9 protein-coding genes are annotated in these 14,134 nt (G+C 58.0%); 3 read left to right on the top strand and 6 right to left on the bottom strand.

Annotated elements, in window-relative coordinates; genetic code table 11:
- Window positions 1-935 precede the first annotated feature (935 nt).
- The 5 genes from PKO50_RS33350 to PKO50_RS33330 form a co-directional block, all read right to left on the bottom strand.
- Window positions 936-1,289, bottom strand: a complete 354-nt coding sequence (locus tag PKO50_RS33350; protein WP_275628386.1) for a hypothetical protein — start codon at window positions 1,287-1,289, stop codon at window positions 936-938.
- A gap of 872 nt (window positions 1,290-2,161) precedes the next feature.
- The gene (locus PKO50_RS33345; protein WP_275628385.1) at window positions 2,162-2,443 is read right to left on the bottom strand and encodes a hypothetical protein; all 282 of its coding nucleotides are present in this window, start codon (window positions 2,441-2,443) and stop codon (window positions 2,162-2,164) included.
- A gap of 54 nt (window positions 2,444-2,497) precedes the next feature.
- Window positions 2,498-3,214, bottom strand: a complete 717-nt coding sequence (locus PKO50_RS33340) for an RHS repeat-associated core domain-containing protein (protein ID WP_275630563.1) — start codon at window positions 3,212-3,214, stop codon at window positions 2,498-2,500.
- 110 nt (window positions 3,215-3,324) lie between these two features.
- Entirely contained in the window at window positions 3,325-3,846 is a 522-nt protein-coding gene (locus PKO50_RS33335; protein WP_275628384.1) for a hypothetical protein, read from the bottom strand.
- Between the two features lie 406 nt (window positions 3,847-4,252).
- The gene (locus PKO50_RS33330) at window positions 4,253-8,686 is read right to left on the bottom strand and encodes an RHS repeat-associated core domain-containing protein (RefSeq protein ID WP_275628383.1); all 4,434 of its coding nucleotides are present in this window, start codon (window positions 8,684-8,686) and stop codon (window positions 4,253-4,255) included.
- Window positions 8,687-8,977: 291 nt separating this feature from the next.
- Here PKO50_RS33330 and msrA point away from each other — a divergent pair, with 291 nt between their 5' ends.
- Entirely contained in the window at window positions 8,978-9,625 is a 648-nt protein-coding gene (gene msrA / locus PKO50_RS33325; RefSeq protein WP_109934121.1) for a peptide-methionine (S)-S-oxide reductase MsrA, read from the top strand.
- A gap of 202 nt (window positions 9,626-9,827) precedes the next feature.
- Here msrA and PKO50_RS33320 read toward each other — a convergent pair whose 3' ends face one another.
- The gene (locus PKO50_RS33320) at window positions 9,828-10,682 is read right to left on the bottom strand and encodes a 23S rRNA (adenine(2030)-N(6))-methyltransferase RlmJ (protein ID WP_109934122.1); all 855 of its coding nucleotides are present in this window, start codon (window positions 10,680-10,682) and stop codon (window positions 9,828-9,830) included.
- Window positions 10,683-10,815: 133 nt separating this feature from the next.
- Between PKO50_RS33320 and PKO50_RS33315 the strand changes: the two genes are divergently transcribed.
- Both PKO50_RS33315 and PKO50_RS33310 read left to right on the top strand, forming a co-directional pair.
- The gene (locus PKO50_RS33315; protein WP_275628382.1) at window positions 10,816-12,633 is read left to right on the top strand and encodes an acyl-CoA dehydrogenase; all 1,818 of its coding nucleotides are present in this window, start codon (window positions 10,816-10,818) and stop codon (window positions 12,631-12,633) included.
- A gap of 145 nt (window positions 12,634-12,778) precedes the next feature.
- On the top strand, window positions 12,779-13,981 hold the full coding sequence (locus tag PKO50_RS33310) for an ISL3 family transposase (RefSeq protein WP_275627212.1): 1,203 nt from the start codon (window positions 12,779-12,781) through the stop codon (window positions 13,979-13,981).
- The last annotated feature ends 153 nt before the right edge of the window (window positions 13,982-14,134 follow it).

Genomic DNA, 14,134 nt, shown 5'->3' with positions numbered 1-14,134 from the left:
CTTGCAGAGAGTCCATCCCATAGACGTCGAAGCTACGTTCCGTTAACCCCTCTATTTCCACGCGGCATATCGCCACAGCACCATCAAACGGAAACTTTACCATCGATTGCTCGACGATTTTTGGTTCAGAGTTTTTATTTTTATTTATCTTCTCCTGAGGTCATTCTTCGTTGCCACCAGCAGCACTCGCTCTGCTATATATCGAACGTTACTATCCGCCATGTGTCTGCCTCTCCTTTTCCCGCAGTTATCCTTAAAATTTTCTTCACTGCTAGCGCGCTAAATAAATCACCAAACTCCGCCCAAAAGACTTTCCCTCTCTACATCTATCTCTCTCGCCTATCTAATCGCAATAAAAATTCACCCCCGCATACGCAATATAGTATTGAAGGAGTTCTTCATAGGAATTGAAATTATAGGACTAGAGAAAAGAGCGTAGTGAGCGAGTATACAATTTCTGCACTCAATCCATCTGTAACACCCATTCCCGGGGATTTAGATCCCAAGCCAGCGACACATTCATCCTCAGACAAACGATGCCTTTTTATAGGCCATGTAGCACGGAGCACTAGGAGAAGAGTTTTACTTAACCAGCCCAGCAAAGCACTAGTCTATTTTTTCAAAAAATCTAAAAAACGCTACCAGCCATGCCAATAAAAAACATAGCCTAGGTACCCTAAAGCGTTGGAGCCCCATATAAAAACTATTATTTTTAATCCTGGCCTGCGCAAGCCATTCATAACAAATACCGCCACTAAAAATAGGCCGCTAGCCGGCCTGATGCCAGTGCAGTTGCACGAAACCTCTGTTGTTGGCAGGACTCGGCTGCAGGTCGTCCGACATAAGGCCGCGTTCAGAGAGTAATGTGGATTTGGTAGAGACGCCCGCCCCCTTGGAACTGAACAGGTCCAAGTGGATATATTTTCCCATAGAGATTACCCAAGCCACTCAGCCAACGCATCTGACGATGCATACCCAATAATATACAGCTTCCCCCTATCATTTCTTATAGCCAAAGAAAAAGTCTTATTTCTCTCATCATAAAGCAACTCTTCATTCTTGCTTTTTGCAATGCACAGCATTTCATAAGAATCAGCAGTAAACCCCGTAAACTCTCTAGTCCACTCGGCTGTATAAGCTTCAACAGCAACTGGTTCAACGACATGCTCAATTAAACACTCTTGATTATCCCTAATATATCTCTCCCTATCCTCCCTCCCAACATTCGGAGTCGATGTAGGATGTGAAAAAGACTCCTTAAGCAGCAAGATCACTTCTGATATATTCACTCATTCACCTCGCTCCACCGCCCTTCATTGCGTGGCACTTAACATGACTCAATCCCTTACCGCCCTACATATTCATAAAGATTAGCCCCCTCGCTCTTCAACCGGACATGACTTAGCCATCCTACTCCTACTGACTCCGGACTGTAGGTCCGATATCAGTGCAATCACGCAGTCATATAGAACACCCAACTTTCTTGGCTCGGCCAATCCCCCGGGTAAAAAGGCCCACAACCTCAAAGACCAAGTACACAATTCCTAACACTACCAGATACACCCAGTCACTAGCTATGCTCGGCCAGCCTACAGTACGTTCTGGTAAGGCACTTAAAAACTCGCCCCGCAATGTAAAAATCGCTCCCCAGGGCCATTACTGCAAAAAATAAAGCAAGAAAAACCAATATTTTTTCCCGCTCCTAACTCCTACCTTTTAGCGTGCCCCTCAACACTTGCCACATCCTATAAGGAATCAATCCGACAGCAGCTAAACCTACGAATCCCAGCAAGTAAACCAGTCCATTGAAAAGAAACTCGCTCATGGCTCCTCTCTCACTTGGTGCAACAAGCTTCTTGACCAGGATATCCCGCTTGCCTCCTTGGGATAATGCGGCTCGACTAGGACACTAAACCCCTTCCACGACGCCCCATCTCGACCAAGAGCAACTCCTTGTAGGTCTGCTTACACTTTCCACAGCACTCGGCATTAACGAAGTTCAATTACTGCACCGAGAAAACCATTTAACGAGGCTCATACGCCTCCACAAAATCAGGGAACATTTTTCGGACTTTCTCTAATAGCTGAGAAAACCAGAACTCAGATCGTGGCATTTCCATCATACGATCTATATTATTCGACCTTCACAGCCCCATATAACTCAATCATCATGCATGACTATAGTATTCGCAACCAACTCTCCATCATCTATCACCAACTCCTGACTCGGCAAGCCCTCTATAATAATATGTAGTGATACAACTTGATCAGCATTTCTCAATACAGATACAAGCTCATGTATTTTTATTTCTACATTTTGATTTTCAGTTACCTCACGCCAGAGCCTGCCTAGACCCTCACAATTTTCAGTGCATAGAGTTTCTATGCTCCTTAATTTGCAAACCTCACCACTTTTCAGTGTTTTGGAAAGATAGTTACTCACTACCCGCCCTGAAATTGGCGGCTCTACAATTAAAGTTTCCCTCATAACTAACCCTCATAGTGGCTGTGGATTTCCGCGCCTCGGAGTTCCACCTGTTGGGTTGGGCTCATACGGATGCTGGTGTGGATTTGCGTGATTTTGTGGGCGACCATGGTCTGTGAAATCTATGTCTCGAACTGGCTTGCCAGCCACATCAAACTCTCTAGCCTGATCATATTTACCATTGCGACCATCTTTCTGACCAAGTTGAGAGTGTGGTCCCTCCGCATCAGGCTCAGGTGTTGGGTTACCGTTCTTGTCTCTCGGGAGATCTCTGTCAGGAAAGCTACTGCCTGAATTAGCTCCATCATTCTGCAAGGCCTCATTCGCTAGATAGCCGCCAAGTAGGGCCCCTCCTACTGCTGAACCTATATAAGCACAGGCAGAGACTGCTGCCTCAGCCATTGCAGCGCATGCAGTCCAACCGACGCCTGGAATAAAACAAAGCGCTACTGCAGCAAGTCCTTTAGGATCAGAATACTTCAGTGGGTTTCCATTGGCATATGCATAAAGATTAATTCCTCCTCGCTCCCCAATCGGGTCCCGGCTCAGCCATCGCCCCGATTCCGGGTCGTAGGCCCGGTAGAGGGCCAGGTACAGGCCGCTGGCCTGATGCCAGTGCAACTGCGCGAAACCTCTCGCCAAGGTGCCATTGCTGTTGGCCGGACTCGGCTGAGGATCGTCCGGGGTGCTCCGGTTGCCTCCGTAGGGTGTGTAGTGGAGGCGCTGCAGGGGTCCGCTACCCGTGTGCTACGGCCGATCACACTGCCCAAGGAGTCCTTCACGTAGTACTCGGCCCGGCCCTCCAGTATCTGGCCGCCTTCGAAAGTTGACTATACGTATCAGCAGCCTAGATCGAATTCACTATTACGCTGCTCAGCCGCATCTTTAAGATCATCTTTTGAGATTGGTCTATTTAAATTAGAAACCCACATCTTCATACCATCCTTTATGTGGCCGCATGCCTCCTGTGCCTCTTGGTATAGCCCTAACTTTAGAAGTATGTAACCCCTAAGAAAAATAAGCTCTTCAGCAAAGGGAGCATGTACAGAAGCAGGCAACTCTAAAATCCCTGAATTCACTATCCTATATGCATCCCTCAACCTATTAACCCTAATACAATATAGAGAAGCAAAGAAAAAATCGCTCTGCTCACGCGCCCGAGAAATAAGCTCAAGGCGATCGTCAATGGCCAACTGATAATCGCCTAGCAAGCTATATACATGGGATCTTTTACGCAAAACATCCAGATCCCCAAGGCTGCTTTCTTTCTCTAGCAGAAGATTGCAAACACTGAGAGCCTCCTCATAATTCCGGCCTCTTATGAGACTATCCAACCTCTTGATTTCAACTGTCTGATTCAATTTACTTTATTACCTCCGCAGCGTTGAGAAACACAGCCCATCATGCAGGTGCTCCAGCTGCCTCCCCATACGTGTTGCCGACCAGAGTCAGACACTGAGTCCTCACAAATCTGCTCACAATGCTTGACCTCTTCCTCGCAAGGTTCTTCATCATCTTTTGTACACCAGTTGTAAGCATCCTGTATGAGACTGCCGACTGCTGCACCTCCCGCAGCCCCCCATAGGGCACCTTCTGTTGCCCCCGCCAGCCCTCCTCCGACAGTGCCAAATCCAGGAATGACGCTTCCACCCAGGCCACCTGCAATCGTGCCAACCGCACCACCAGCAACGGCTCCGACGCTTGCTCCAACCGCAGCTCCCTCAGCGGCAAGACCTTTAGCGTCATGCAACGAAATAGGATTTCCCTCTACATACGCATAAAGATTAATCCCCCTCGTTCCCCAATCGGATCACGGCTCAGCCATCGCCCCGATTCCGGGTCGTAGGCCCGGTAGAGGGCCAGGTACAGGCCACTGGCCTGATGCCAGTGCAATTGCGCGAAACCTCTCGCCAAGGTGCCATTGCTGTTGGCCGGACTCGGCTGAGGATCGTCCGGGGTGCTCCGGCTGCCTCCGTAGGGTGTGTAGTGGAGGCGCTGCAGGGGTCCGCTACCCGTGCTACGGCCGATCACACTGCCCAAGGAGTCCTTCACGTAGTACTCGGCCCGGCCCTCCAGTATCTGGCCGTCTTCGAAATAGGCAGTCAGCAGCATGTCGCGGCTATTGCGGGCCTGGCACAGGCTGCTGCCGCACCAGAGGTAGCGGGTCTCGGGGTCGGTGGAGAGGGATGGCGGCGTCTCCGTGACCACCGCCAGGCGTGACAATCCGTCGTACCTGAAGCGCGTGACCTGGCCGGGCTCGAGCTTGCCGGAGGCGCCGCTGGTAAGGTTCTTCACCTGCACCAGGCGGTTCTCGGCATCCCAGGTATATTCACGGTCTCCGTCGGATAGCAGGCTGCCATTGGCATCGTACCGATAACCGGGCTTGTCGATCTGGTTCACCACGTTGACCGGCGTGCTTTGCGGCCCGGAGGTCGTCAGCTGCTGTTCGACGATGTTGTCGGCGGCATCGCGGGTGTAGCGGAAATCGTACCCAATGGATCCCTGCCCATGCACCTGGGTCCTGAGCAGACGGTCCCGGTGGTCGTAGTCGTGGGTCTCGGTAATGGCCTGGTCGGAACCGGCATCGGATGTACGGGTGATGGATACGATCCGCTCGGCGTCGTCATAGGCGAAACCCTGTTCGTCACGCCAGCCGCTACCGATGTGGGTCAGTTTTTCCAGTTGCCGCATCTGCTCGTTCGGCAAGTACTGTCGAAGAGTAGTGAGCGGGCTGCCGGACCAGGTCTGTTGAAGCTGTTGCCCACTGTCCCCCAGGTAAGAGTACGAGGCATCTCCCAGTGGACTGGAGTGGCTCACGCGGCGGCCCAGCTTGTCGTAGGCGAAGGTTTCGACCTGGGTGCCTATGCTCCTTTTGGTCACCCGCCCCAAGCGGTCGTATGTATAAGCGATGGTGTCATTGGTGAAAGGGCCGTCTTCGCTGACGAGGTTGTCCTGCCCCAACCCGCCGCTCGGCTTGGCGGCGTAGCCATAATAGGTCGTGCCGATACCGTCATACATGGAAGTGAGGCGAGGGAAATATTCGTCATAACCGAAAACTACATTGGGTGTTGGGAACTTTGGCCGGAAGTAGCCCTTGCTCCTCAGCAGATTGTCCTGGTGATAGGTGTAGATGCGCCGCTGCCCCAACTCATCGGTCACATCGAACAGGCGGCTGGTAGCGGTTTCGTAGCCGTACTTTTCCACTTTGCCATCGGCGTACATCTTGGCAATGACGCGCCCCTGGATATCCCTCTGCCAGGTGGTGACGTTGCCGTTGCCATCAGTGAGCGAAGTCAGCCTGCCCGCTCGGTCGTACCCGTATTGGATCTGATCGTTACCGGTGCCGCCAGACGAGGCCCCGGACATCACTTCCGAGAGTCGGCGCCCCAGATTGTCATAAGTGTAGGTAGTAAGGCGTCCATCCCGCCTTTGCCAGCCGACAAGGTCCAAACGGTTCCACTGGAAAGTTTCACTCCGTGCGCTCTGGGGATAGTCAATACGGGTGAGGCGATCCAGATCATCGTAGAAGTAGGCGACCTCCATCCCCTGCGAATCGGTATGCTTGGCGAGTCTGCCGGCATTATCGAACTCGAAGAACCCTTGAGCCCTGTGATAGGGGTTCACGATTCTCCAGAGATGACCATTGCCATGGTAGATGTAATTATACCTTTCTCCCAATGGATTGATTACCGAAGCCAGTTGCCCTCTACGGTTATAACTCCAACGGGTCATATTACCCGCCGCATCGGTGTAACTGGTGGGCCTGTGTAACTCATTCCATGTATAGCTGCCCAGCGTGACGAAACCAGTGGAAGTTCTGCGCTTGATCTTCAGTAGGTCTATCTGATTGGCAGCGTATTCAAGGTGCAGTTCTCTCCCCCTCGGATCGGTGTACTGGATAAGACTGCCCGCACTGTTATAGACGTAGCGCTCAATCTGGGTAGTACCATCGCTCAGCACACGGCCCTTCAGGGAGGGCTTTTCCGAAACCCCATTGTTGTTGAATCCGCTTTGTCCTGGATAATTGAACCAAATCCGACTCTCCAGCGGATACTTGATACTTTCCAGCACCCCGGAAGTTATGTTGGCGTTATTCTGCCCATACAGCCAGTGCTTGATACGTGCCTTGGTATAGTCGCCACGATGCTGTGCATGAGCCTCCTTGCCCCAGTAGAAGGTATTGCGTGCATCGAGGCGGCTATTTGCCAGGCGCATCCCTACCGGAACCTTCGCGTCACTAGAAGGAATTTCAGCGGTCTGACGACGGTACTCCACGCGTTCAGTGGCTCCGCTCGGGTCGGTAAGCTCCAACCAACGGCCGACGCCCGATTCTCCGTATGTGAAGCGGCTGGTCCCATAGGGCGTAGTCATGCTGTCTATGAAGTCACCGGCTGCATAGGTGAACTCCGAAGCCATGCCTGCAGGATCGACGATCCTGACCAGCCGCCCCCTGGCGTCATAGTCGAGCTTGGCCTTGCGACCAGCAGCGTCGATAACCTGAGTGATTAACAGAGGATTGCCAGGGTTGTCGTAGACGAAGGATGTTTTTCCGCCAGTGGCGTCCTTGAGGCTTACCAAGCGCGTCTGCCAGTCATAATTCAAGGTCAAGGTATTACCAACCGGATCCTTGACCTGGGAGAGAAGTACTTTGCGTGGGTAGGCTGTGGAACCATCGGACTGTGCGTAGATCTCCACGCCTCCATCCGGCAGGCGCCGCTCATAGCGCACTGGGTTGTTCGCCGTCTTCACCAGAGTGGCCCTCTGCCGGCGCTCTGCGGCAAACATACCGGTGCTACTGTTGTAACCGCTGTAATTGAGGCCGCCACCCCCGGCGACATAGCGCTTCACCTTGGCGCCTGCCAACGTAGGATCGTCCTGGATGTAGCTCAGCCAGTTGAACGTCCATTTCGGCCCAACGTTGGAGTAGCGTGGGCTGGTCGGCTGAAGTGACTCGCGCTGGTTGTAGGTGAAGGTGACCTTGGGCTTGGGTCCATACGGCGGATTCGTCCCCACCGGGGTGTCCTGGATATTCAGGCTGACCAGCATGCTATGGACATTGGCATGCGCCATGCCCTTGCCCGGATTGCAGGGATCACACTCCTTGTCATCGTCTGGTGTATAGGCGTCAGAGTCACCGCTGCTGGGATACCCCATGCCTCGTACACGCTTGCTCTCTTCCATTGCGACAGCGCGCCACCCCGGCTTTCTCGCGACTTCAGAGGGGATCATGAAATAGCCACTTGACTCGCTGTCCAGGGCATCGCGGCTGATCCACAGATCCGTACCGAAAGTTGGGTCCTTCAGGTGATAGCGCCCATCCTTCTCATCGACAATGGCGGCATAGTGGTTGACCTTCCAGTGCACGACAGCTGGCAGCGGAATGTCCTGTGCGCCATCGCGATAAGCCACGACCAGATCGAGGCCGGTCTGCCTCGCCAGCGCATCGACCTCATTCAGGCTCACGCCGTTCGGCTTGGAGCGATATGCATCCAACACACTCAGGGCCCCCGGTCTCGCCTGGGTGACGACAGACGACGATGGCCCTGAACTGGTCGTGCCGGTCGCCAGGATGCTGCGCAGGGCCATCGGCCCACAGAGATAGGAGATGCCAGGCTCATTGCGCATGACCCAGAGCCCCTCCCGCGCACCCGCCACCATCTCGGTGGCGCTGCCGTTGACTGGGCGCTTTTCGAGTTCCTTCAGCAACGCCTCCACACGGTCGGCGCGGCCAATGCGCGCATACATGCGGATGAGTTCCCCCACCGCCCGATCCACCACGGCCCTCTGCTCCGGCTGACGCAATGACTTGCCTCGCTGCCAGGCATCCTCCCAGGCCGAGATCGCTCGGCTGAAATAGCCGTAGTGGTAGTAAGTCAACCCCAGGTTGGTTTGCAGGGAAACGCGCCAGGGCAGATCTGGCCAGGCTTTGAGCAGTACCTCGAAACGCCCGAGGTCAGCGGGGTCACTTTGCTCACGATAGGCGTGCAATGCATTGAGCATTAACTTGGTCTGGGCTCGGGATGCCTGGCCATCTGCCAACAATGGTTCTTCGAAGACACGGGGAAACTTGCCGGATTCGGCCGCGGCTGCCATTGATGCCGTATGTGGCGATGACGCCTGCGCAACCAGTGCGGTTGTTCCAACGCAGGAAATCAGCACGACGAGAGTCGAACGAATGATGGTTCGGAACATCCTCTGCATGGCGGGCCCATCCTTGAATATTGGGGCATTCGGATGGGGCTCTTTTCCGGCTCGACACCAATGAGCGTCAAACTGGTCGCGAGCAATGCATGATCCAAGTCACTGCAAATACGAAACGTCCGACTTCCTCAACTTCCCAGCGTCGCATGCCTTACAGGGGTAGAAGAAAATTCCTCCCAAGCAAGGAAAGCTTGATCACTTACTGCCGGAACACCCCAGATAATCCTTCACCGCTGTAATCTCTGCTTGTTCCGAGAGTCCATTACCGCTCTTCCAGAGGAGACGAATGCCATGACCCTTCGCTCGCAGATACTCGTGCACAAGCAGGAGCTGCCCACCCAGGCCCAGGCCCTGCCCGGCCGCGAAGCGCCGATGCCGGTGCCGGAGACCCACTACGTCAACGGCCACCCGCTGTGCCCGCCGTTCCCCGGCGGCCTGCAGCAGATCGTCCTCGGCCTCGGCTGCTTCTGGGGTGCCGAGCGGCGCTTCTGGCAGCAGACGGGGGTGTGGGTCACCGCGGTGGGCTATGCCGGCGGCCTGACGCCCAACCCCACCTACGACGAGGTCTGCTCCGGCCTGACCGGGCACAGCGAGGTGGTGCTGGTGGTGTTCGACCCGCAGCAGACCAGCCTGGAGCAGCTGCTCAAGGTGTTCTGGGAATCCCACGACCCGACCCAGGGCATGCGCCAGGGCGGCGACACCGGCACCCAGTACCGCTCGGCCATCTACTGGTACGACCAGGCGCAGAAGGCCGCGGTGGAAGCCAGCCGCGCGGCCTTCCAGCAGGAACTGAGCGCCAGCGGCTACGGCGAGATCACCACCGAGATCCGCGAGGTGCCGCCGTTCTACTACGCCGAGGCCTACCACCAGCAGTACCTGGCGAAGAACCCCAACGGCTATTGCGGGCTGGGTGGGACCGGGGTGTGCCTGCCGGCGTAGCCGGAGGCTGCAAGCTGCAAGCTGCAAGCTGCAAGCTGCAAGCTGCAAGCTGCAAGCTGCAAGCCCAACATCGTAGGGCGCATAACGCGCCAGCGTTATCCGCCGATTGGCCCTGGCACCAGGGCGCCAGGAGAGACCCGACCAACGGCGTATAACCGCGAACGGTTATACGCCCTACGCCCTGGATGTTCTTGCTTGCGGCTTAAAGCTTGCCGCTTGCAGCTTCTTCGATCAGCCAATCCAGCCGCCAGCCGCCCTCGCTCTGCGCCAGCACCTCGGCCAGCCAGGGCAGCAGCTCGCGCAGTTCGTCCTCCAGCGGCCACGGCGGGTTGGCGATGGCCAGGCCGGAGCCGTTGAGGCGGTCGGCGCTGTCCGCCGGGTGCACCAGCAGTTCCACGCGCAGCAGCTTGGGCGCCTTGCTGCGTTCCAGGCCCTGGTAGAAGCGCTTGAGCTGGCGTTCGTCCTTGATCGGGTACCAGATCGCCACCACCGTCTGGCGCATGCGCCCGATGGCCTCTTCCAGGGCGATGACGCAGCGTTCCAGTTCGTCGGCCTCCTCGAAGGGCGGGTCGATCAGCAGCACGCCGCGCTTCTCCTGCACCGGCAGCAGCGCCCGCGGCAGCAGCCAGCCGTCGTTCTGGTGCACGGCGATGCGCCGCTCGCCGCCCATGTTGGCCTTGAGCAGGCGGCCGTCCTCCGGGTGCAGCTCGTTCAGGTGCACGCGGTCCTGGGAGCGCGTCAGGCGCCGCGCCAGTTCCGGCGAGCCGGGGTAGTACTGCAGTTCGCCGTCGGGGTTCAGCGCGCGCACCACTTCCATGTAGTCCGCCGCCAGTTCCGGCACCTCGTCGAGCTGCCACAGGCGGCCGATGCCCGCTTCCCACTCGCCGGTACGGCTGGCCTCGTCGCCCTGCAGGTCGTACAGGCCGATGCCGGAATGGCTGTCGAGGAAGGCGAAGGGCGTGTCCTTGCGTACCATCAGGGCGAAGATCCGCGACAGGACCAGGTGCTTGAGGACATCGGCGTGGTTGCCGGCGTGGTAGGCGTGACGGTAGTTCATGGACGGCAGACTCCTTGGGGGCGTGCAGTTTAGCTGCACCGGCATTGTTTTAGGCCTTTATCACGCTCGTCGATGTTGCTGTGCCCGCTTCATTCACCAGACTAGACTGCGGCCATTCCCCTGGAGGCCGACCATGTCCGAGACCCTGCTCAGCTCCCGCAACCTCGCCTTCGAGCTCTACGAAGTGCTCGACGCCGAGGCCCTGACCCAACGCGAGCGCTTCGCCGAGCACAACCGCGAGACCTTCGACGCCGCCCTGGCCACCGCCCGCGGCATCGCCGAGGAACTCTTCGCCCCGCACAACCGCAAGAACGACGAGCACGAGCCGCAGTACGTGGACGGCGCCGCGGTGCTGATCCCCGAGGTCAAGCCGGCGGTGGACGCCTTCAACGAAGCCGGCTTCCAGAATGCCTCGCGCAGCTTCGAACAGGGTGGCATGCAATTGCCCCACCTGCTCTCGCGGGCCTGCTTCGCGCACTTCCAGTCGGCCAACATCGCCACCTCGTCCTACCCGATGCTGAGCATGGGCTCCAGCCACCTGATCGAGTCCTTCGGCAACGACGAGCAGAAGCGCCTGTTCCTGCAGCCGATGATCGAAGGCCGCTTCTTCGGCACCATGGCCCTGACCGAGCCCCATGCCGGCTCCTCCCTGGCCGACCTCCGCACCCGCGCCGAACCCCACGCCGACGGCAGCTACCGGATCAAGGGCAACAAGATCTTCATCTCTGGCGGCGACCACCCGCTTTCGGAAAACATAGTCCACATGGTGCTGGCCAAGCTGCCGGACGCGCCGCCCGGGGTGAAGGGCATCTCGCTGTTCATCGTGCCCAAGTTCCTGGTGAACCCGGACGGCAGCCTCGGCAAGCGCAACGACGTGGCCCTGGCCGGGCTGTTCCACAAGATGGGCTGGCGCGGCACCACCTCCACCGCGCTGAACTTCGGCGACAACGGCGACTGCGTCGGCTACCTGGTGGGCAAGCCGCACCACGGCCTGGCCTACATGTTCCAGATGATGAACGAGGCGCGCATCGGCGTCGGCATGGGCGCCATCATGCTCGGCTACGCCGGCTACCTGTACTCCCTGGAATACGCCCGCGAGCGCCCCCAGGGCCGCCCGGTGGACGCCAAGGACCCGACCTCGGCGCAGGTGTCGATCATCGGGCACGCCGACGTCAAGCGCATGCTGCTGACGCAGAAGGCCTACGTCGAGGGCGCCTTCGACCTCGGCCTGTACGCCGCGCGCCTGGTGGACGACTGCGAGACGCTGCCCACCGAGGATGCGCGCAAGCAGGCCCACGAGTTGCTCGACCTGCTCACCCCGATCGTCAAGTCCTGGCCCTCGGAGTTCTGCCTGAAGGCCAACGAACTGGCCATCCAGATTCTCGGCGGCCACGGCTACACCCGCGAATACCCGGTGGAGCAGTACTACCGCGACAACCGCCTCAACCCCATCCACGAGGGCACCCACGGCATCCAGTCGCTGGACCTGCTGGGCCGCAAGCTGGCGCAGAACGGCGGCGCCGGCCTCAAGCAGTTGACCCGCCTGATCCACCAGGCCTGCGAGCGCGCCCGGGCGTACCCGTCGCTGGACGCCCTGCGCCAGCCGCTGGAACAACTGCTGGCGCGCCTGTCGGAGGTGACCCTGGCGCTGCTCGGCGACCTGATGCAGGGCAAGGTGGCCCAGGGCCTGGCCAACTCGGCGCTGTACCTGAAGGTGTTCGGCCACACCATCATCGGCTGGCGCTGGCTGGAACAGGCGATCCGCGCCGAGGAAGGCCTGGCATCGATCCATAACGGCGTGAGCAACGCCGCCGACGAGGACTTCTACCGCGGCAAGCTGCAGGCCGCGCGCTACTTCCTGACCTGGGAAGTACCGTCCTGCCACCACGAGCTGGCCCTGCTGGAGGCCCGCGACGATACCTGTTCGAGCATGCGGGACGCCTGGTTCTAGTCCCCATGTACCTTCGGGCCCCGGTCACGTCCGGGGCTTTTTTTTAGGTTCTTCGCGGAGTCTGGGGGAAGAGCGGATTGACAGTCAGGGAAGCGGGTAGATTGGCAGTCGCCAAACGAACCAACCCCCACCCCCTGCTGTCGCCGTGCATCCTATTGATCTTGCTGCTTTCTGGCCAGGCTACGAAGTCATCGCCTGCCACCCATCTGCCGACAGCACCCTGCTGATCGAGCTCAAGCCTCACGCCAGCGCTGTCCCCAAATGCGGGCGCTGCGGTCAGGCCAGTCCATTAATCCACGAACGGCGGATTCGCCGGGTGCGTGATCGCGATCTGTTCGACCAGCGCGTCCTGCTCCAACTGCCGGTGCGCCGCGTCGACTGCCTGCGCTGTGGTCGGGTGACCGAGCGGATCGACTGGCTGGAGCCAGCGTCGCGCTTGACCCAGCGCTTGCGCATCTGGCTCGAGGCTTTGCTGCAATTACTGCCCATCAGTCACGTCAGTCGCCTCGTCGGTCTGCATTGGCACACGCTCAAGCAGCTCGACAAACGTCGTCTAGAGGCCGCAGTCGGTGCTTTCGAGCCGGGTGACGTTCGCCGCCTGGTGATGGACGAGTTCGCTCTTCACAAAGGACATCGTTACGCCACCGTGATCATGGATGCGCAGCGGACACGCGTGCTGTGGGTCGGGCATGGCAACAGCCGCGAGGCGATTCAGCCGTTCTTCGAACTGCTCGGTGAGCGCTGCCAGCAAATCGAGGCCGTGGCGATGGACATGAACACCGCCTTCGATCTGGAAGTAAAACAGCATTGCCCCCGTGCCGAAGTGGTCTACGACCTATTCCACGTGGTGGCTCGCTATGGCCGGGAGGTGATCGACCGCATCCGTGTCGATCAGGCCAACGCGCTACGCCAGGACAAAGCGGCACGCAAGGTAATCAAGCAGAGTCGTTGGTTGCTGCTGCGCAATCGCGAAAACCTCAAGGATCAGCAAGCCGTGCAGTTGCAGGAAATCCTCGAGGCCAACCAGCCACTGGCCACGGTCTACGTGCTCAAGGATGCGCTCAAGGAAATCTGGTACGCCCCCAGCGTGCGGGAGGGTTGGCGCCGCTGGCGGGACTGGTTGCGCCACGCCAGGGACAGTGGCCTGGCCCCGCTGCAACGCTTCGCTCGCAATCTGCGCAAATACGCCCGAGGCATCCTGGCCAGCGCTCGCTTCCCCATGCACACCAGCCTGCTGGAAGGGGTAAACAACCGCATCAAGGTGATCAAGCGCATGGCCTATGGCTTCAGGGACTCCGCCTACTTCTTCCTGAAAATCAAGGCCGCCTTCCCCGGGAAAGCGCGATGAACCTTTTTTTATGGGCCAAACCCTGGCGACAGGCTGCCTTTCGTAGGAGCGAGCTTGCTCGCGAACGGAGTATCCCGGTTGCAACGGTGTGCCGGGTTGGGCTCCGCCCCTCTCCCCAACCCTCTCCCTGAAGGGAGAGGGGGCCGATCGGCA

This window comes from Pseudomonas sp. 273, from assembly GCF_029201425.1.
Classification (GTDB): Bacteria; Pseudomonadota; Gammaproteobacteria; order Pseudomonadales; family Pseudomonadaceae; genus Pseudomonas; species Pseudomonas delhiensis.
The sequence above is the reverse complement of the archived record's forward strand: the minus strand, read 5'-3'. Positions and strand labels throughout refer to the sequence as shown.

Bases quoted from the DNA above. Each gene is read 5' to 3' on its own strand.
- PKO50_RS33330 (WP_275628383.1), bottom strand. From the start codon at position 8,686: ATGCAGAGGATGTTCCGAACCATCATTCGTTCGACTCTCGTCGTGCTG.
- msrA (WP_109934121.1), top strand. From the start codon at position 8,978: ATGACCCTTCGCTCGCAGATACTCGTGCACAAGCAGGAGCTGCCCACC.
- PKO50_RS33320 (WP_109934122.1), bottom strand. From the start codon at position 10,682: ATGAACTACCGTCACGCCTACCACGCCGGCAACCACGCCGATGTCCTC.
- PKO50_RS33315 (WP_275628382.1), top strand. From the start codon at position 10,816: ATGTCCGAGACCCTGCTCAGCTCCCGCAACCTCGCCTTCGAGCTCTAC.